Annotated in this window: 18 protein-coding genes; 8 read left to right on the top strand and 10 right to left on the bottom strand. The window is 74.6% G+C overall.

What is annotated here, in order from left to right; all coding sequences use genetic code 11:
- Positions 1-170: 170 nt before the first annotated feature.
- Positions 171-1,613 (top strand): GH1 family beta-glucosidase, encoded by a 1,443-nt coding sequence (locus ACFVFS_RS12595; protein ID WP_380623145.1) that lies wholly within the window; start codon positions 171-173, stop codon positions 1,611-1,613.
- Between the two features lie 114 nt (positions 1,614-1,727).
- Positions 1,728-3,170, top strand: coding sequence for a condensation domain-containing protein (locus ACFVFS_RS12590; RefSeq protein WP_380623143.1), 1,443 nt, complete (start codon positions 1,728-1,730; stop codon positions 3,168-3,170).
- Positions 3,171-3,254: 84 nt separating this feature from the next.
- Here the strand turns inward: ACFVFS_RS12590 and ACFVFS_RS12585 are convergent, their stop codons facing one another.
- The 6 genes from ACFVFS_RS12585 to ACFVFS_RS12560 all read right to left on the bottom strand — a co-directional run bounded on the left by ACFVFS_RS12585 (position 3,255) and on the right by ACFVFS_RS12560 (position 10,391).
- A complete protein-coding gene (locus ACFVFS_RS12585) occupies positions 3,255-4,775 on the bottom strand; it encodes a M1 family metallopeptidase (RefSeq protein ID WP_380623141.1) in 1,521 nt (506 codons plus the stop codon).
- A 204-nt stretch (positions 4,776-4,979) separates the two neighbouring features.
- The gene (locus tag ACFVFS_RS12580) at positions 4,980-5,852 is read right to left on the bottom strand and encodes a sulfurtransferase (RefSeq protein WP_380623139.1); all 873 of its coding nucleotides are present in this window, start codon (positions 5,850-5,852) and stop codon (positions 4,980-4,982) included.
- Positions 5,853-5,933: 81 nt separating this feature from the next.
- Complete coding sequence (locus tag ACFVFS_RS12575; RefSeq protein ID WP_380623137.1) at positions 5,934-7,010, bottom strand: class I SAM-dependent methyltransferase; 1,077 nt, start codon at positions 7,008-7,010, stop codon at positions 5,934-5,936.
- Positions 7,011-7,095: 85 nt separating this feature from the next.
- Positions 7,096-8,769: a beta-N-acetylhexosaminidase gene (locus ACFVFS_RS12570; RefSeq protein WP_380623136.1), complete on the bottom strand. Its 1,674-nt coding sequence runs from the start codon at positions 8,767-8,769 to the stop codon at positions 7,096-7,098.
- A gap of 124 nt (positions 8,770-8,893) precedes the next feature.
- Positions 8,894-9,220, bottom strand: coding sequence for a hypothetical protein (locus tag ACFVFS_RS12565; RefSeq protein WP_380623135.1), 327 nt, complete (start codon positions 9,218-9,220; stop codon positions 8,894-8,896).
- 229 nt (positions 9,221-9,449) lie between these two features.
- Positions 9,450-10,391 (bottom strand): polysaccharide deacetylase family protein, encoded by a 942-nt coding sequence (locus ACFVFS_RS12560; protein ID WP_380623134.1) that lies wholly within the window; start codon positions 10,389-10,391, stop codon positions 9,450-9,452.
- 175 nt (positions 10,392-10,566) lie between these two features.
- Between ACFVFS_RS12560 and ACFVFS_RS12555 the strand changes: the two genes are divergently transcribed.
- A complete protein-coding gene (locus ACFVFS_RS12555; protein WP_380623133.1) occupies positions 10,567-11,421 on the top strand; it encodes an SAM-dependent methyltransferase in 855 nt (284 codons plus the stop codon).
- 85 nt (positions 11,422-11,506) lie between these two features.
- Here the strand turns inward: ACFVFS_RS12555 and ACFVFS_RS12550 are convergent, their stop codons facing one another.
- Positions 11,507-12,376 carry an Fpg/Nei family DNA glycosylase gene (locus tag ACFVFS_RS12550; protein ID WP_380623132.1) on the bottom strand — a complete coding sequence of 290 codons (870 nt, stop codon included), beginning with the start codon at positions 12,374-12,376 and terminating at the stop codon, positions 11,507-11,509.
- A 118-nt stretch (positions 12,377-12,494) separates the two neighbouring features.
- On the opposite strand from ACFVFS_RS12550, the gene ACFVFS_RS12545 reads away from it, so the two are divergent.
- The 4 genes from ACFVFS_RS12545 to ACFVFS_RS12530 all read left to right on the top strand — a co-directional run bounded on the left by ACFVFS_RS12545 (position 12,495) and on the right by ACFVFS_RS12530 (position 15,258).
- The gene (locus ACFVFS_RS12545) at positions 12,495-12,992 is read left to right on the top strand and encodes an SRPBCC family protein (protein ID WP_380623131.1); all 498 of its coding nucleotides are present in this window, start codon (positions 12,495-12,497) and stop codon (positions 12,990-12,992) included.
- A gap of 87 nt (positions 12,993-13,079) precedes the next feature.
- Positions 13,080-13,739: a hypothetical protein gene (locus tag ACFVFS_RS12540; RefSeq protein WP_380623129.1), complete on the top strand. Its 660-nt coding sequence runs from the start codon at positions 13,080-13,082 to the stop codon at positions 13,737-13,739.
- 83 nt (positions 13,740-13,822) lie between these two features.
- The gene (locus ACFVFS_RS12535) at positions 13,823-14,647 is read left to right on the top strand and encodes a DsbA family protein (RefSeq protein WP_380623127.1); all 825 of its coding nucleotides are present in this window, start codon (positions 13,823-13,825) and stop codon (positions 14,645-14,647) included.
- Entirely contained in the window at positions 14,644-15,258 is a 615-nt protein-coding gene (locus tag ACFVFS_RS12530; protein ID WP_380623125.1) for a vitamin K epoxide reductase family protein, read from the top strand. Before ACFVFS_RS12535 ends, ACFVFS_RS12530 begins: the two co-directional genes overlap by 4 nt.
- 67 nt (positions 15,259-15,325) lie before the next feature.
- On the opposite strand, the gene ACFVFS_RS12525 is transcribed toward ACFVFS_RS12530, so the two are convergent.
- The 3 genes from ACFVFS_RS12525 to ACFVFS_RS12515 are packed head-to-tail and all read right to left on the bottom strand — an operon-like array spanning position 15,326 to position 18,265.
- On the bottom strand, positions 15,326-16,336 hold the full coding sequence (locus ACFVFS_RS12525) for an adenosine deaminase (protein WP_380623123.1): 1,011 nt from the start codon (positions 16,334-16,336) through the stop codon (positions 15,326-15,328).
- 46 nt (positions 16,337-16,382) lie between these two features.
- A complete protein-coding gene (locus ACFVFS_RS12520) occupies positions 16,383-17,663 on the bottom strand; it encodes an MFS transporter (protein ID WP_380623121.1) in 1,281 nt (426 codons plus the stop codon).
- A complete protein-coding gene (locus ACFVFS_RS12515) occupies positions 17,660-18,265 on the bottom strand; it encodes an ArsR/SmtB family transcription factor (protein ID WP_380623119.1) in 606 nt (201 codons plus the stop codon). The genes ACFVFS_RS12520 and ACFVFS_RS12515 overlap by 4 nt, the downstream gene beginning before the upstream one ends.
- Before the next feature lie 151 nt (positions 18,266-18,416).
- Here ACFVFS_RS12515 and ACFVFS_RS12510 point away from each other — a divergent pair, with 151 nt between their 5' ends.
- Positions 18,417-18,698 carry a DUF6158 family protein gene (locus ACFVFS_RS12510; protein WP_380623117.1) on the top strand — a complete coding sequence of 94 codons (282 nt, stop codon included), beginning with the start codon at positions 18,417-18,419 and terminating at the stop codon, positions 18,696-18,698.
- The last annotated feature ends 88 nt before the right edge of the window (positions 18,699-18,786 follow it).

The raw sequence follows: 18,786 nt of genomic DNA, 5'->3' as shown, positions 1-18,786 counted from the left end.
AGACGGGACGCGACGGAACCGGCATCACCCGGACGAGAGCATCAACCACTCGATCTGATTTGTCAGTCCGCGCCTCATTGACGTCCCGCCGGGCAGACAGGTCGTGGGCGGCACCGCCGCCGGCGCGGTCGGCCACCGGCCCGTCCCCTTCCCCCGTCCGGAGGACCACCATGACCCCGTCCGACCCCGGCGCCGCCACCGCGGCGCTCCGCTTCCCGGCCGGCTTCCACTGGGGCGCCGCCACCTCCGCCTACCAGATCGAGGGCGCGGCCGCCGAGGACGGCCGCACCCCGTCGATCTGGGACGCCTTCTGCCGGACGCCCGGCAAGGTCCACCGGGGCGACACCGGCGACGTGGCCGCCGACCACTACCACCGCTTCCGCGAGGACGTCCGGCTGATGGCCGAACTCGGCCTCACCGCCTACCGCTTCTCGATCGCCTGGCCGCGGGTCCGGCCCACCGGCCGCGGCCCCGCGTCCGCCCGCGGACTGGACTTCTACCGCCGCCTCGCCGACGAGCTGCTCGCCGCCGGGATCACGCCCGTCGCCACGCTCTACCACTGGGACCTCCCCCAGGAGCTGGAGGAGGCCGGCGGCTGGCCCGAGCGCCGCACCGCCGAGCACTTCGCCGCCTACGCGGCCCTGGCCGGCGAGGCGCTCGGCGACCGCGTCACCGAGTGGACCACCCTCAACGAGCCCTGGTGCAGCGCCTTCCTCGGCTACGGGTCCGGCGTGCACGCCCCCGGCCGCACCGATCCGGCGGCCGCCCTGCGCGCCGCCCACCACCTCAACCTCGGCCACGGCCTGGCCGTCTCGGCGCTGCGCTCGGTGCTGCCCGCCGGGGCTCGGGTGTCGGTGGCGCTCAACCTGCACGCGCTGCGCCCGCTCACCGGCTCCGCCGCCGACCGGGACGCCGTGCGCCGGATCGACGCGGTCGGCAACCGGGTCTTCCTCGGCCCGATGCTGGACGGCCGCTACCCCGAGGACCTGTTCGCGGACACCGCGCAGCTCACCGACTGGTCCTTCGTCCGCCCCGGCGACCCGGCCGCGATCCACCAACCCCTGGACTGGCTGGGCGTCAACTACTACACCCCCGCCGTGGTCTCCGCCGCGCCCGAGGGCGCCGACCCCGCCCGCGAGGACGGCCACGGCGCGGGCGGCGCCTCCCCCTGGCCGGGCGCCGACCGGGTCGCCTTCCACCAGGCCCCGGGCGAGCGCACCGCGATGGACTGGGCCGTGGACGCCTCCGGCCTGTACGAGCTGCTGACCGGGCTCGCCCGCAGCCGTCCCGGGCTGCCGCTGATGGTCACCGAGAACGGCGCGGCCTACCCCGACGAGCCCGGCCCGGACGGCACCGTGGACGACCCCGACCGCAGCGCCTACGTGCACGCGCACCTCGCCGCCCTGCACCGGGCCGCCGCCGACGGCGCCGATGTCCGCGGCTACTTCCTCTGGTCGCTGCTGGACAACTTCGAGTGGGCGTACGGCTACGCCAGGCGCTTCGGCCTGGTCCACGTCGACTACCGCACCCTCGCCCGGACCCCGAAGTCCAGCGCCCGCTGGTACGCCCGGGTCGCCCGGAGCGGCGTCCTCCACCCGCCGGGAACCGTCTAGGGTCCGGGTCTCGACGGACGTCCGGGCGGTGCAGCAGACTCTCCACGACGGCTCCCACCGCACCCAACCGCACCAACCGCCGCATCCGAACCAGCGCATCGGAGACCCACCACGGTGACTACGAGTCGACAACTGGAGATCCCCTTCACCGACGGCCGCTCCGGCAGCGGTCCCGCCACCTGGGGCCAGCGCGCCATCTGGGACGTCGTCAACCGCCTCGCGCCCGCCGACCGCCCCCGCTTCAACATCGGCACCGCCGCCCCGCTGGACCCGGGCCTGCCGCTGCCGGCCGTCCTGGACGCCCTCGGGCACCTGCTCCACCTGCACGACTCCCTGCACACCCGGCTGCTCCCGGAACCGGACGGCACGGACAGCCCGGCCGACCCGGACAGCCCGGCCGACCCGGACGGCCGGGCCGGCGCCGGCCTGCGCCAGCAGGTCGACCCGTCCGGCCGGCTGACGGTGCACGTCCGCGACTGCGCGGCGGACACCGCTCGGGGCGAACTCGACGCCGTCGGCGACGCGTTGCACGAGGAGCTGGCCGGCCGGCCGTTCGACTGCACCGCCGAGTGGCCGATCCGGGTCGGCCTGGTGGTCGCCGACGGCCTGGTGCGGCACGTCTCCCTGGTGCTGTCCCACACCGCGGTGGACGGCAGCGGCATGGGCCTGCTGGTCCGCGACCTCAGCGAGCTGGCCGTGGGCGCCGACCCGAAGGACCTCCGGGCCGCCCGCTCGCCCCAGCAGCCGCTGGAGGAGGCCGCGTTCCAGACCTCGGAGCGCGGCCTGAAGCGCGACGCCAACGCCCGTGCGCACACCCTGCGCAAGCTGCGCTCCGCGCCGCCCCGGCTCTTCCCCGCGAACGGCGCCGGGGAGCGGGCCGCCGGGACCGGCTCCACCGAGCGGTTCCCGAACGCCGTGCTCAGCTCGCCCGCGCTGCTGCGGGCGGTCGACGCGGTCGCCGCCGCGCACCGGACCGGCTCCTCCACCGTCCTGCTCGCGGCCGCCGCCGCGATGACGGCCCGGCTGGCCCACCGCTCCGACGCGGTGCTCCAGGTGGTGGTCAACAACCGCTTCCTGTCCGGCCTGACCGACGCCGTCAGCGTGGTCGCCGGCGACGCCCTGCTCCACCTCCCGGACGCCGACGGCGAGTTCGGCGAGCTGGTGCGCCGCACCCATGCGGCGTCGATCGCCGCCTACCGGCACGCCTACTACGACCGGCGGCTGCTGGACGCGGAGGTCGAGCGCCTCACCGCCGAGCGGGTCCCGCTCGCCGACCGCTCCTGCGTCTTCAACGACACCCGCGAGCTGATCCCGAGCGGCCTGGCCGCGCGGCCCGCCCCGACCGGGGGCGGGGACGGGCGCACCACGCTCGACTGGCCCGTCGACTTCGACCCGCGCCCCGGGCTGACCTACGCCCTGGACGCCCTGCGCACCCCCGCCGCCCTGCAACTCGCCATGACCGCCGACCCGGCGGTGCTCCCCCGCCCTTCGATGGAGCGGTTCCTGTACGGCATCGAGGAGTTGGTGCTCACCGAGGAGCGCGCCGCCCGGGCCTGAGCGCACCGGACACACCGGGGCCCGTCCGTCCGCTCACGTCCGGACGGCCGGGCCCCGGCCTCTCCCGCTACTGCGGGCCGATCGTCAGTGCCGCTTGTCGTGCACCGAGTCGGTCTCCTGGATCTTCTTCCAGGACTTCGGCTCCGGCCGCTCGGCCGCCGCGGCAGCCGGAGCGAGGCCCGCCACCGCCGGCGCGGCGCCGATGCCCGAGGTGCCCGCCGCCGGCTTGCCCGGGGTGTACAGCCAGGTGGTGAAGAGCGCCCCCAGCGACTGGCCGGAGACCCGCTCGGCGTACGCCTGGAACTGCTGGACGGTGGCGTTGCCGTACTTGCGCTCGGTCTGCCAGCCCTTGAGGATCGCGTAGAACCTGTCGTCGCCGATGGTGTTTCGCAGCGCCTGGATCGCGATCGCGCCCCGGTCGTAGACGGCGCCGGAGAACTGGTGGTCCGCGCCCGGGTCGCCCGGCTTGACCGACCAGAACGGGTCGTCGGCCGGGTGGGAGTCGTAGACGAAGTCCGCCAACTCCTGGGTGGTGCCCTCGTTCTCGTGGTCCGACCAGAGCCACTGCGCGTACCGGGCGAAGCCCTCGTTCAGCCAGATGTCGCTCCAGCGCTGCACGGAGACGCTGTCGCCGTACCACTGGTGGGCCAACTCGTGGACCACGACGGAGGTGTTGGAGCCGCGGGCGAACTGCGCCGGGCTGTAGAAGATCTGCCCCTGGGTCTCCAGCGCGTAGCCGGTGGGCACGTTGGGCACGTAGCCGCCGACCGTGTCGAAGGGGTAGGAACCGTAGATGCTGCTCAGCCAGTCGACCAGCTCGCCGGTGCGCTCGACACTGGCCCGCGCCGCACCGGCGTTGGCGCCGAGGTCGGGGCTGTAGGCGGTGATGACGGGCAGCCCGCCCGGGGTGGTGTCCTGGCGGATGTCGAACTTGCCGATCGCCAGCGTGGCCAGATAGGTGGCCTGCGGCTTGGTCTGCCGGTAGTTGTAGCGGGTCCAGCCGGGGCGCTGGCTGGTGGTCAGGGTGCCGTTGCTGACCACCTGGGTGCCGTTGGGCACCAGCACCGAGACGTCGAAGGTCGCCTTGTCGGTGGGGTGGTCGTTGCTCGGGTACCACCAGGCGGCGCCCTCGGGCTCGTTGGCGGCCACGCCGCCGTCGGGGGTGCGGAGCCAGGCGGAGTACCCGCCGCGCTCGACCTCGCCGGGCTTGTCGGCGTAGCGGACGACGACGGTGATCGGGCTGCCCTTGGCGATCGTCCGGGCCGGGGTGACCTCCAGCTCCTGCTCGCGGGAGATGGCGAACGACGCGGCGCGCCCGTTGACCAGCACCTCCTTGGCCTGGAGCACGAAGTCCAGGTTGAAGCGGGTGAGGTCCTGGGTGGCGGTGGCCAGGATGGTGGTGGTGCCCTCCAGCTCGTCGGTGGCGGGCTGGTACTTCAGCCGGATGTCGTAGTGCGAGACGTCGTAGCCGCCGTTGCCGGCGAAGGGGTAGTAGGGATCACCGATGCCTGCGGCGCCCGGGCCGGCCTGGGCGGCGGAGGCGGGGACGGACAGGATCAGGGCGAGCGCGCCGGCGGCGGCAGAGACGATCAGCCTCTTGCGCACAGTGGTCCTCCACAGGGTCACTGGGACTGGGACAACGGGTCGGATCGATCCTTGTCCCAACGACCCCCGGCCTACGCCTGAACAATGAGATGTTCATAAGAAGATACAGGCCGACATCGCGCCGCCTCCGGGAGGTGACGGAGCGTCATGAACAGTCGAAGGCCCGCCATTCACCGTAGGGGAGGAAGGCCGGCGCCCCGCGCGCTACGACCCCAGGGCCACCGGTGCCCGCACCAGCGAGCCGTACTCGGTCCACGAGCCGTCGTAGTTCTTGACGTGCGGGAACCCGAGCAGCTCGGTCAGCGCGAACCAGGTGTGCGCCGAGCGCTCCCCGATCCGGCAGTAGGCGATCACCTCGCGCTCCGGCTCGACCCCCTCCCCGCCGTACAGCGCCCGCAGCTCCGCCGCCGAGCGGAAGGTGCCGTCCTCGTTGGCCGCCCGGGACCAGGGGATGTTGACCGCGCCGGGAATGTGGCCGGGCACCTGCGCCTGCTCCTGCGGCAGGTGCGGCGGGGCCAGCGCCTCGCCCCGGTACTCGGCGGGCGAGCGGACGTCCACCAGCACCGCGTCCGACCCCGGCTTGGCGAAGACCTCCGCCTTGGCCAGCACCTCGTCCCGCAGCGCCCGCACCTCGGGGTGCTCCGGCCCGCTCAGCCGGTAGGCGCTGTGCTGGTAGTCCATGACCTCCTCGGTCAGCTCGCGCCCCTCCAGCTCCCACTTCTTGCGCCCGCCGTCCAGCAGCCGCACCGGGCCGAAGCCGCGCAGCCTCAGCAGCCAGTAGGCGTAGGCGGCGAACCAGTTGTCGTTGCCGCCGTACAGCACCACGGTGGTGTCGTCCTCGACCCCGGCGGCGCGCAGCAGGTGCTCGACGCCCGCGCGGTCGGCGTAGTCGCGGCCGACCGGGCTGTGCAGGTCGGCGGTCCAGTCCCAGCCGACCGCGCCGGGCAGGTGCCCGCGGGCGTAGGCCCCGCTGTCCTCGTCCACCTCGACGACCCGGAGCGTGCCGTCGTCCAGGTGGTGGGCCAGCCATTCGGTGCCGACCAGCGCCTCGGGGTGTGCGTAGCCGTTGCCGGTCATCGCCGCCCTCCCTTCACGCGGGGACCCTTCGAACCTACGTCCGCACCCCCGCCCCCGGCCACCCGGACCGGGCCGGGCCCGCTACGCGGCCGTGGGCAGCCGGGCCACGTAGTACTGGTTGAGCGGGTCGCCCTCGATCCGCTCGACCTCCACCGAGCCGAAGCCGGCCTCCGCCAGCATCCGGCGGGCGGTCTGCTCGCCCCAGACGGTGCCGAGACCGGCACCGCCCTCGCCGAGCGAGACGGTCATGCAGTAGAAGGTCGAGAAGGTGTACAGCGCCGGGGCGAGCGGGTGGTCGATGTTCTCCTCCAGCCGGCTGCTGGCCGCGATGTCGCCCATCAGGAAGACGCCGCCGGGCCGCAGGACGGCCGCGACGCCCCGCAGCGCGCGGTCCGGCCGGGCCAGGTCGTGGATCACGTCGAAGGCGGTGACCAGGTCGTACGAGCCGGTCAGCTCGGCCGAGTCGCCCAGCTCGAAGCGGGCGTTGTCCAGGCCGTGCGCGGCGGCCTCCGCCTTGGCCGCGCCGATGCCCTGCTCGGAGATGTCCACACCGGTGAACCGGCTGGCCGGGAAGGCCTTGGCCAGCACGTTGACGGCGTGGCCCTGCCCGGTGCCGATGTCGACCGCGTCGATCCCCTCCCGCAGCCGCTCGGTGAGCCCCGGCACCAGCGGCACGACGACGTCCACCAGCGCCAGGTCGTAGATGGCCGCGGTCTCCTCGCCCTGCAGCGCCTGGAACCGGGGGTACGCGGAGTACGGCAGCCCGCCGCCCTTGCGGAACGCCTCGACGATCCGCTCCTCGACCTCGCCCATCAGGGCCAGGTACTGCATCATCCCGGCCAGGTTGTCCGGCCCGGCGGCCCTGGTCAGTGACGCCGCGTGCTCGGGCGGCAGCCGGTAGCTGCCCTGCCGCGGCTCGTACTCGACGAACCCGCCGACCACCATGGCGCCCAGCCACTCGCGGACGTAGCGCTCGTCCAGCCCGGCGGCGCGGGCGACCTCCGCACTGGTCGACGGAGCGAGGCCGGCCATGGTGTCGAAGAGGCCGGTCTGATGGCCGATGCTGGCCATGAATCCCAGGCAGGCGTCGTTGAGCACCTGCACCACACGACCCGCGAACTCCTGCTGCCTCGCCGGGTCCGGTTCCCGTTCGGACATCGTTCCTCCTGCGCCGTCTCGGGACCTGCGCGAACCCTCCCCTCGTCACGCTACGCCGCCACCGGCCGATCCCCCACCGCACGGCCTACCGGTCCGGCCAGGGCACCTCGCTCCGCTTCTCGTAGCGGTACCCGGCGGCCTCCCAGCGGGCGCCCTCCTCGGCCAGACGGGTCTTGAACCGCTCCCAGGAGTGGCTCTCCTTGGCCGACCAGCCCAGCTCGGCGAGCGCGGGCAGCCGGGGCAGCAGCATGAGGTCCAGCTCCCCGGGGGTGTCCAGGGTCTCCGTCCACAGCGGCGCCTCGACGCCGAGCACGGAGCCGGCGGGCAGCGGCACCAGGCTGTCCGGGTCCCAGGAGTAGGCGGTCCAGACGTCGATGGTGCCGGCCCAGACCAGGCCGAGCGGGTAGCCGGACTCGTACTTCATGTCCAGGTAGCTGTGGCCGGACGGCGACATGATCACCTTGGCCCCCCGCTCGGCGGCCTCCTTCAGCTCGACGTCGCGCCCGCCCCGGCCGTCCCAGAACTGGAGCACCCCGACCCCGCCCGGGGCGGTCTGGTTCCAGCCGACCGGGGTCTTCCCGGCGGCGACCACCTGGTCGTTCACCCGCTTCACGAAGGCCGCGTACTCGGCCGGGGCCATCTTCTTCACCTCGTCCCCGCCGAGGTGCAGGTACGGCCCCGGGGTGAGCCGGGCCAGCTCGGCGACCACGTCCCGGGTGAAGGCGAAGACCTCGTCACCGGTCGGGCAGAGCGTGGAGAAGCCGACCTCGATCCCGGTGTACGGCCAGGGGCGGGCGCTCCCGGTGCAGTCCAGCTCGGGGTAGGAGGCGAGGACCGCGTTGCTGTGGCCGGGCAGGTCGATCTCGGGGACGACGGTCAGGTAGCGCTCCTGCGCGTAGCGGACGATCTCCTGGTAGTCGGCGGCCGTGTAGAACCCGCCGGGGGTGCCGTCGACCTCGCTGACCGCGCCGACCTTCGTCAGCGCGGGCCGGGCCGGGACCTCGATCCGCCAGCCCTGGTCGTCGCTCAGGTGCAGGTGCAGGAAGTTGAGCTTGTACAGGGCGAGGCGGTCGATGAACCCCTTGACCTCGTCCGGGGTGAAGAAGTGGCGGGCGACGTCCAGCATCGCGCCCCGGTAGCCGTAGCGCGGGCGGTCCTCGACGGTGGCCGGGGCGACCGTCCACTCCGGGCCGCCGCCGACCGGGCGCGGGCTCTCGATCTGCGGCGGCAGCAGCTGCCGGAGGGTCTGGGTGCCCCGGAACAGGCCCTCCGGGGCGCGGGCGGTGATCCGCACGCCGGTGGCATCGGCGGTCAGCCGGTAGCCCTCGGTGCCGGTCGCCTCGGGGAGCGCGGGGTCCAGCAGCAGGCTGATGCCGCCGCCGGCGGCCGGATCGGCGGCGGCCGCCACCGGGAGCGGCAGCCCGGTCGGACGGCGCAGCGCCTCGGCGAGCTGCTCGGCGATCCGCCGCACCTCCCCGGCCTGCCGCTCGACGGCCTCCGCCCCGGGGACGGTCCGCACGACGGTGCTCCCGGTGAGCCGGTAGCCGGGACCGGAGCCGGCGGCCACGGAGAGCGGGACGGGAATGATCCGGTCCGCGGTGCGCGGGCCGGCGGGTACGGCGACGGCCCCGCCCGGGTGGCCGTCCTCGCCGCCGATCGCCCGCTGGACTCCGAAGCCGACCGCCGCGAGCAGCAGGACGGCGGCGGGCACCAGCGCTCTGCGGGTCCGGGCGGAGAGCCCGGCGATTCGAATCTGCACGGCCGCTCCCGGTGTCGTCACGGACTCCGCCGGCCGCCGTTCACGGCCGGTTCACCGGAATGGTCTCAACCAATCGCCGCCGTGTCCCGCGCTTCGTACGAATTCGCTTCGTACGACCGCGCCGTCAGGAGAAGACCACCGAGCGGACCAGCAGCCGGTCGCCGGCGCGCCCGCCCGGCCGCAGCACGAAGTACGTGTCGCCCGCGCAGCCGAGGTCGCGGAAGACGGTGGCGGTGGAGCGGGTCTGGTTCGACGGCGCGAACGCGGGCTCCGCCTCGGTGGCCTCCGGCAGGTCGACGCACGTGCCGCCCTTCGGGTCGATCAGCGCGCCCGTGAAGTCGGAGCCGTACTTGTAGCGGAATTCGCCGTCGGCGGCGTTGGCGGAGACCGGGACGGCGAGGACGAGCGCGATCGCACTGGTGGCGGCGAGCACGGCGTTGCGCAGACGCATGGCGGGTGGCCCTTTCAGGCGGTACTCGGGTGGTACCTGGGGAATTGGTGCGAGATCACCCTAGAGGCCCAAAAATCGGGGAAACGATTCTTCCAATCCATCCTTTCGGGTGGTTTAAGTGTATTTCCCGCGACTTTTCCATTCGCCCATTTGCTCGGCCGCCGACCTCCGCCACCCAGCGCGCTACCGCCACCCAACCCGACGCCGCCGCTCAGCCCGACGCCGCCGCTCAGCCCGCCGGGGCGGTGAAGTAGTAGCCGGAGTCGATCAGCACCGGCAGGTAGGCCTTCAGCGCCGCCACCGTCTGGGAGCGGTCCCCGCCGCCGTCGTGGTTGAGCACGATCGCGCCGGGGCGCACGTCCTTGAGGATCCGGTCGGTGATCACCCCCGTCCCGGGGCGGGCCCAGTCCCGGGGGTCGACCGACCAGGCCATCGGCCGCATGCCGAGTTCGCCGCTCACCCGCAGGGCCGTCGCGGACCAGTCGCCGCCCGGCGCCCGGAACCAGGTCGGCACCTTGCCGGTGGTCCGGTGCAGCAGGTCGGAGGTGCGCTCCAGCTCGTCGCGGACCTTGCCCTCGGAGAGGCTCCGCAGGTCGGGGTGGGTCCAGGTGTGGTTGGCGATGTGGTGGCCGCGGGCGGCGATCTCACCGACCAGGCCGGGGTGCTCGACGGCGTTCTCGCCGATCAGGAAGAAGGTGGCCCGGATGCCGTACTGCTCCAGCAGCGCCAGGACGGTCGGGGTGTGCCGGGGGTCGGGGCCGTCGTCGATGGTGAGCGCGACCACCTTCCGCACGGAGTCCAGCTCGTACACCGGCCGGCTCTCGGCGGCCGTCAGCGCCCGGGCGGGCGTCGGCGCGGCCGGGGCCGGGGCGGTCGGCGCGGCCCCGGCCGCCGAGGGGGCCGCGGCGGCGGAGGGGCTCGGAGCGGCCGACGGGCCGGACGCCGCGGTCGGCGCCTCGGAGGGGGCGGCGGACGGCACGGCGGACGGCACGGACTCGCCGGTGAGCCCGGCCGGGACCTCCCCCGGAACGGCCCCGGGTTCCGGGTGGCGGGCCGCCCGGGCGGCCCTCACCACCTCCGAGCCCCGGCCGCAGCCGGTCAGCCCGAGCAGCGACATCCCCGCCGCGACCAGCAGCAATCTTCGCGAAGTAATCTGACGATCAGACAGCATGGCGAATGTCTCCCCCGTTCATCGACCGGCCTCCCAGCGGCTACCCCGACGGGCTCGATCACCACCCCAACGGCCCATGTCGCGACCGGTTCGCCCACCCCGTGAACGAAAGCCCGCCCGGCCCGCTAATCTGACCTCTCCCAAGTGTGATGATCTGTCTTCAGAGGACGTGGCCATGACGAAAAGTCAGGATTTCGCCGACCGCTCCGACAACGACGAGGCCGAACTCAGCCAGTGGGAGAAGTACGGGGTGGACACCAGCACCCCGCACTCCGCCCGCGTCTACGACTACTGGCTGGGCGGGAAGACCAACTTCCCGCCGGACCGTGCGATGGGCCAGGCCATCGAGCAGGCCGTGCCCACCATGAAGGCGCAGGCCAAGGAGAACCGCGGCTTCCAGAAGCGCGCCGTGCGCCACCTCGCCGAGCGCTACGGCATCCGCCAGTTCCTCGACCTCGGCACCGGCATCCCCACCTCGCCGAACACCCACGAGATCGCCGAGTCGGTCAGCGCCGGCACCCGGGTCGTGTACGTGGACAACGACCCGATCGTGCTGGCCCACGCCCGCGCGCTGATGGTCTCCACCCCGGCCAGCCGGACCACCTACATCCACGCCGACCTGGGCAAGCCCGCCGAGCTGCTGGCCGACCCGGCCCTCAACACGACGCTGGACCTCACCCAGCCGGTCGGCCTGCTGATGATCGCCGTGCTGATGCTGATCGCCGACGAGGACGACCCGTGGGGCAAGGTCGCCGCGCTGCGCGACGCGCTCCCCTCCGGCAGCTACCTCGCCCTCACCCACCCGACCCAGGACTTCAACCAGGCCGCCGTCGCCCAGGTGACGGCCTCCGCCCGCTCGGCCGGGATGACCCTGGTGCCGCGCAGCAAGGAGGAGGTCAGCCGGTTCTTCGACGGCTGGGAGCTGGTCGAGCCCGGTGTCGCCCCGGTGATGGCCTGGCACCCGGACGGCGAGCAGCCCGAGGACCCGTACGCCGCGTACTACTGGGGCGGCGTCGCCCGCAAGCCCTGAACCACCGCCCCGGACCCGGCCGCCACCGGCCCCTCCCACCACCACCGGGCGGGGCCGGCCGGCAGCCCGGGCGGGCCGCCGGGCCTCACTTCAGCAGCCGCGAGAGCCGCCGGTCCGCGAGCGGCCTGCCGCCGGTCTGGCAGGTCGGGCAGTACTGCAGCGAGGAGTCGGCGAAGGACACCTCCCGCACGGTGTCCCCGCAGACCGGACAGGGCTGCCCGGTGCGCCCGTGCACCCGCAGGCCCAGCTTCTTCTCCGCCTTCAGCTCCCCCGCCGCCAGCCCCCGCGAACGCTCCACCGCCTCGCGCAGCGTCGTGCCGAGCGCCTCGAACAGCCGCGCCGTCTCCTCCTCCGACAGGTCGGCCGCCAGCTTGTACGGGGACATCCGCGCCGCGTGCAGCACCTCGTCCGAGTAGGCGTTGCCGACCCCCGCGAGCACGCTCTGGTCCCGCAGCACGCCCTTGATCCGGCGCCGCTCGCCGCCCAGCAGGGCGCGGAATCGCTCCAGGTCGAAGCCCGGGTCCAGCGGGTCCGGACCGAGCCGGGCCACCCCCGGGACCTCCGCCGCCTCCCGCACCACGTACACCGCGAGCCCCTTCCTGGTGCCCGCCTCGGTCAGGTCGAAGCCGTCCGCCTCCGGGCCCTCCAGCCGCACCCGCAGCGCCAGCGGGTTGCGCGCGCTCGGCCGCGGCGGCAGCGGGGGCAGGCCCTCCTTCCAGCGCAGCCACCCGGCCCGGGCCAGGTGGACCACCAGGTGCAGCCCGCCGGCCTCGATGTCGAGGAACTTGCCGTGCCGCACGACCGGGCCCACCGTCCGGCCCGCCAGCGCGGTCACCGGCGGGTCGTAGGTCTTGAGGGCGCTGATCGCCACCGGCTGGACCTCGGCGATCACCCGCCCGGTCAGCCGCTGCGACAGGTAGGCGGTCAGGGCCTCGACCTCGGGCAGCTCCGGCATGCGCCCAGTCTCGCGCAGCCGCCCGCGCCCCGCCCGCCCGCCGCCTTTGCCGTCCACCGGCCCCCGGCGCAGTCTGGAGGGGTCGACCGCGCGCCAGCCGAGGAGGTCCGGCCCCGCCATGAGCACGCTAGAGGAACAGATCGACATCGACGCCCCGGTCCTGGCCGCCTGGGAGCAGCTGCACCGGGTCCACGAGTACCCGCGGTTCGTCGACGGCGTCCGCAGCGCCCAGCCGCACGGCCGCAACCTCGCCCACCTCGAAGTGGACGTCGCCGGCGCCGGACGGGACGTCGAGACCGAGATCACCGACCGGGGGCGCGGCCGGGTGATGACCTGGCGCACCCTGGACGGCCTGCCCCTGCAGGGCGCCTTCGCGCTGCGCCCGCTCGACCGCGCGCACACCCGGGTGCAGATCCGCGTCGAGTACGACCCGGAGGAGGTGCACGAGGTGTTCGGCGGACCGCGCGGCTTCGCGCTCGCCGGGGCCGTCGAACGCGCCGTCCGCACCGACCTCGCGCTGTTCCGCGACCTGGTCGAGGCCCGGGTGGCGGCCGCCGCCGAACCGGCCGCGCCGGTCGTCGAACCGCCCCCGATCGTCGATGTAAACGGGATATAAGGCCAGCTCAGAGGTGGTGGTGAGGATCTTCACAGCAACCCGCCGGGCCCGCCGTCCGGCTCCCCGTCTGTGGCACACTCGGGTCCCATGAGCACGGCCCCGCTCCCCAGGACGCTGCGCGCGGCGATCTTCGCCGCGCTGCTCGTGCTGCTCGCGGGGCTCGGCCAGGTGCTGGTCACCGGCCGTCCGCTGGCGCTCGGCACGCTGGCCCTGGCCGGCGCCGCCGTCTTCGCGGTGTCCTTCGCGCTGGCCGGCCGCGAGCGCGGCTACCGGACCGTCGCGGCGGTCTTCCTGCCGCTGGAACTCGGTCTGAGCGCCCTGTTCGACTACGCCCAGTCGGCCTGCCCCTCGCTGCCGCCCGGCACCGCCCGCGGCCTCGAACCGCTGCTCTGCGGCGGCGGCTCGCTCGGCGGGCTGCTGCTCGGCCACGGCCTGTCCCGGCCGGTCGGGCTGGCGGTGCTGCTGCTCCTGCACACCGCGCTGGCGCTGGCCGCCGCCGCCTGGCTGCGCAGCGCCGACGCCGCGATCTGCGGTCTGGCCCGCTCGGTGCGGATCCTCGGCGACTTCGCCCAGCGCTTCGCCGCCGCGGCCGTCCGCGGGCTGCTGCTGCTCGCCGCCCCGCTGCCGGCCCGCCCGGTGGCCCGGGTGCCGTTCCCGCGCGCCAGCCGTGTCCGGGTGCCCGCCGAATCCGTCCTGCTGCGCCCCGCCGTCCGGCGCGGGCCGCCGGTGCTCGCGCACGCCCGCTGAGGAAACCGCCCGCCCGGGCCCTCGGCCGGCCGCGCCGCCCCCGCGCCCGCACGCCGTTCCACGAGCACCAGGACGACCTCCCCATGAGCACCTCCCCCAAGAAGACCGCCAAGACCGCCACCGCCGCCGACCGGAAGGCCGCCCGCCGGGCCGCCACCGAGCGGATGCGCGAGGCCCGCGAGCGCGCCGAGCGGTCCGCCCGGATCCGCCGCCGCACCGTGGTCGGCGCCGCCTCCGCCGCCGTGCTCGCCCTGGTGGCGGGCGTGGCCTTCGCCGTCGGCGGCTCCTCCGGCTCCGGCGACGCCGCGGCCTCCGGCCCGCTGGTCGTCCCGGCCAACGCGAGCGGCCCGGACGGCACCGTGATCACCTACGGCAAGGCCGACGCCGCGCACACCCTGCAGGTCTACGAGGACTTCCGCTGCCCGTACTGCGAGCAGCTGGAGACCACCACCGGCCCGGCCGTCCAGCAGCTCGCCGACGCCGGTACGTACAAGGTCGAGTACCACATGGCGACCTTCCTCGACCAGGGCCTCGGCGGCAAGGGCTCGCGCACCGCGCTGGCCGCCGCCGGTGCGGCGCTGAACGAGGGCGTGGACAAGTTCAAGCAGTTCCACGACGTGCTCTACGCCAACCAGCCGGACGAGCGCGAGGACGCCTTCGCGGACGTCAACCACCTGCTCGACCTGGCCGACAAGGTGCCGGGCCTGAAGACCGACGGCTTCGTCAAGGCCGTCCGGGAGGGCACCTACCTGCCGTGGGCGAACCAGGTGGGCAAGGCCTTCGACAAGAGCGGCGTCACCGGCACCCCGACGGTCCTGCTGAACGGCCAGAAGCTCGACGTCTTCGCCGGCGGCGCGCCCGCCTCCCCCGAGAAGTTCACCGCGATGGTCAAGCAGGTGACCGGATGATCGTCCCCACCACCCGCCGCGGCTACGGCGCGAGCCGCCCGTTCGCCCTGCTGCTGGTGATCGGCGGCGCGATCGGGCTGTTCGCCTCGGCCGTCCTCACGCTGGACAAGATCCGGCTGCTGAAGGACCCGTCGTACGTTCCGAACTGCAATATCAATCCGATCATCAGCTGCGGCTCGATCATGCGCAGCGACCAGGCCGAGGCCTTCGGCTTCCCGAACTCGCTGCTCGGCCTCGCCGGGTTCGCGGTGGTGATCACGGTCGGCGCCGGGCTGCTGGCGGGCGCGGCGTACCGGCGCTGGTTCTGGCTGGGGCTGCAGGCCGGGACGGTGTTCGGGATCGGCTTCGTGACCTGGCTGATGTACCAGGCGCTGTACCGGATCGGGGCGCTCTGCCCGTACTGCATGGTGGTGTGGGCGGCGATGATCCCGCTGTTCTGGTACACCACGCTGCACAACCTGCGCTCGGGCGCCATCCCGGTGCCGCGCGGCCTGCGCCCGGCGGTGCGGGAGGCGGCCCGCTACCACTGGGTGGTCCCGGCGCTCTGGTACGCGGTGATCGCGCTGCTGATCCTCAAGCGCTTCTGGTACTACTGGTCCACCCTGCTCTGATCCGGTGCGACCGGCCCCCCGCCCGCCCCCGGCGCCACCCCGGCCCCGGGGGCGGGCGCGTCCCGCGTTACGCGCCGACGGCGGCGCGGGGGGCGAACTCGTAGGCCGCGACCTCGGCCAGGAGGGCGGCGCGGCGGTCCTCGTCGAGGAAGGAGGCGTGGAAGGAGTTGGCGGCCAGCAGGCGCAGGGTCTCGTCGTCCAGGCCGAGGGCCTCGGCGAGGGCGTCGAAGTTGTCGCCCGCGTAGCCGCCGAAGTAGGCCGGGTCGTCGGAGTTGACGGTGGCCAGCAGGCCGGCGGCGAGGATGGCGGGCAGCGGGTGGTCGGCGAGGGTGTCGACGCAGCGCAGCCGGATGTTGGAGAGCGGGCAGAGGGTGAGCGGGATCCGCTCGCGGACCAGCCGCTCGACCAGCGCCGCGTCCTCCAGGCAGCGCAGGCCGTGGTCGATCCGCTCCACGCCGAGCACGTCCAGCGCCTCGGTGATGTAGGCGGCCGGGCCCTCCTCGCCGGCGTGGGCGACCCGGTGCAGGCCGGCCTCCGCGGCGCGCCGGTAGACCTCGCGGAACTTGGCCGGCGGGTGGCCGACCTCGGCGGAGTCCAGCCCGATGCCGGTGATCCGGCCGCCGAACCAGGGGCGGGCGGCCTCGAAGGTCTCCAGCGCCGACTCGGCGGACTCGTCGCGCAGGAAGCACATGATCAGCCGGGTGCTGATGCCGTGCCGCTGCTCGCTGCGGTCCAGCGCCCGCCCGAGGCCGTCCACGACGACGGACAGCGGCACGCCGCGCGCGGTGTGCGCCTGCGGGTCGAAGAAGATCTCGGCGTGCCGCACCCCCTGCTCCGCCGCCCGGGCCAGGTAGGCGTCGGCGAGCTCGGCGAAGTCCTCCTCGGTCCTCAGCACGGCCATCAGCGCGTAGTACAGGTCGAGGAAGGACTGCAGGTCGCTGAAGGCGTAGGCGCGCCGCAGCTCCTCGGTGTCCGCGTACGGCAGGGTGACGCCGTTGCGGGCGGCGAGCGCGAAGGCGAGCTCGGGCTCCAGGGTGCCTTCGATGTGGAGGTGCAGTTCGGCCTTGGGGAGGGGCATGCGGGGGCCTGTCCGGGGATCATGGTGCGGATACGAAGTGGTCATCCTACTTTTCTGTCGTCCCGGACCACGCATCGGGCAGGTCACGCACCCGCCGGATCGGCGAGGCGACGAGCAGGGCGGCGGAGGCCGTCAGCAGCGCGATCGTGATCCACATCGCCGGGCGCAGCCCGAGCACCTCCCCCAGGACGCCGCCGGCCACCGCGCCGAGCGGGATGGTGGCCTGGTTGGCGGCCATCGAGGTGGCCACCACCCGGCCGAGCAGCTCCGGCGGCGCGTAGCGCTGCCGGAAGCTGCCGGTCACCACGTTGGCGAGCACCACGCCGCCCACCATCACCGCCGACCCCACCGCGTACGGCAGCACCCCCGCACCGGGCCGGGCGCTCGGCAGCAGCAGGCCGAAGGGGGTGGCGGTGAGCAGCACGAGCAGCAGCCCGCGCGCGCTGCCGTACCGCCGGGTGACCGGGCGGGACAGGGCCGCGCCGGCCACCCCGCCGAGGGCCCCGGCGGCGCCGAGCCAGCCGACCGCGGAGGGGGCCACGCCCAGGTCGTGGATCAGGAAGAGCACGGCCACCGCCTGGTAGCCGGCCAGCGCGAGGTTGGCGGCGGCGCCGTAGCGCAGCAGCGCGCGCAGGTACGGGTCGCGGCGGACGAAGGCCAGCCCCTCGCGGACCCGGCGGCCGAGCGGCACCGGGTCGGCCGCCGCGGGCGGCGCCGGGCGGTCGCGGATCAGCAGCAGCGCCGCCGCGGCGGCCACGAAGCTCGCCGCGTCGACCAGCAGTCCGGCGGCCGCGCCGAAGGCCTGGACGGTGAGCCCGGCCACGCCGGGCCCGGCGACCTGGGCGGCGGAGGCGCCGCCCTGGAGCCTGGCGTTGCCCTCGGTGAGCCGCTCGGGCGGCAGCAGGTCCGGCAGGTAGGCCTGGTGGCCGGCGCCGAGGAAGACCGCCGCGGTGCCCGCGAGCAGGGCGACCAGCACCAGCTGGGCGAGGGTCAGCACGCCGAGCCGGGCCGCCACCGGCACCGAGGCGTAGAGCACCGCCGAGACGAGGTTGGCCCGGACCAGGAGGGTGCGCCGGCGCCACCGGCCGACCCAGACCCCGGCCGGAAGGCCGATCAGCAGCCAGGGCAGCCAGACCGCGGCGCTCAGCAGGCCGGTGGCGAGCGGTCCGGCGTCCAGCGTGACCACCGCGACCAGCGGCAGCGCGACGGCGGTGACGGCCGAGCCCAGCCGGCTGACCGTCTCCCCCGCCCAGAGCAGCCGGAAGTCTCGCCGGGCGAACAGGCCGGCGGGTAACCGGGGCGTGCCCGGCAGCCCGGTGTCCGTCACGGCCGGGCCGGGACGCTGTGGGCGAAGGCGAACACGGACTCCCGGGCGCGCCCGTCCTGCGGGACGGGGCGGGCGGCCCAGCGGGACAGCACCTCGACCAGCTCGCCGGCCAGCTCGCGGGCCTCCTCCGGGGTCAGCCGCAGCCAGCTCTCGGTGGCGACGGCGCAGCCCTCCCGCCAGGGCTCGGGGTAGTCGTGGCGGGCGGCGGACCAGCCGCGCACCAGGGCCGCCTGGCGCTCCAGCTGGAGCGAGCCGGCCGCGTCCGCGACGGCCTCGGCGACCGGGTCTGCGGCGAAGTCGGCGCGCCGCCAGCGCGGGGTGCCGGCGGTCGGGCGCCACCAGCGCTCACGGCGGTCGCGGGCCAGCTCGGGGGCCTCCTCGACGAGGTCGGCGCCGGCCAGCACCTTGAGGTGGTGGCTGATGCTGCCGACGGCCTGGCCGGAGCGCTCGGCGAGCAGGCCGACGGTGGCGGGGCCGTCCACCGCGAGGAGGTCCAGCAGGCGGCGGCGGACGGGGTGGGTGAGGGCTGCCAGGACGCGGGAGTCGGCGATCTGCCGGACGCCGTCCGCGACGGGGCCGGTGGGCTCGGTGGGCTCGGTCATGCGGCGAGGATATCCACAAGAGTCCTTGTGCAACAGTCCTTGTACGAGAATCCTTGTCGGTTCCGGCGGGCGCCGGACGCGTGTACCGGAGGGGCTCGCGGGGCACCGGGTACTCGGGGGGTTTCCGGTTCCCGCCGACGAGGGAGTGGACATGCGGCACCCCGACGCCCCGCACACCAGGCCCGAGGGCATCTCCCCGCACGCCCTGGACAACGACACCCTGGTGCACGAGCTGGAGCAGCTGCACCGGACCAGGCACGAGACCTTCCTGTACGGCTCCGAGGAGGCGCTGAAGCGGCACACCCTGCGCACCGGGCAGCTGGAGGCGGAGTACCTGCACCGCTTCCCCCACCGCCTGGTCACCGCCGGGCGGACCAGGGCCGGCGCCCGGGCCCGCGGGGCCGCGGTCCGGGCCGAGGCGCTGCCCGAGTAGGCGGGCGACCGGCGCACCACCGCCCGGCGGGACACGCCGGGCGGTGTCGGCGTGCCACGGCGCCGGCGGTGGGCCAGGGTGGGAGGAC

Source organism: Kitasatospora sp. NPDC057692 (genome assembly GCF_042799475.1).
In the GTDB taxonomy this organism is placed as follows: domain Bacteria; phylum Actinomycetota; class Actinomycetes; order Streptomycetales; family Streptomycetaceae; genus Kitasatospora.
This window is presented reverse-complemented; position numbering and strand designations above follow the sequence as displayed.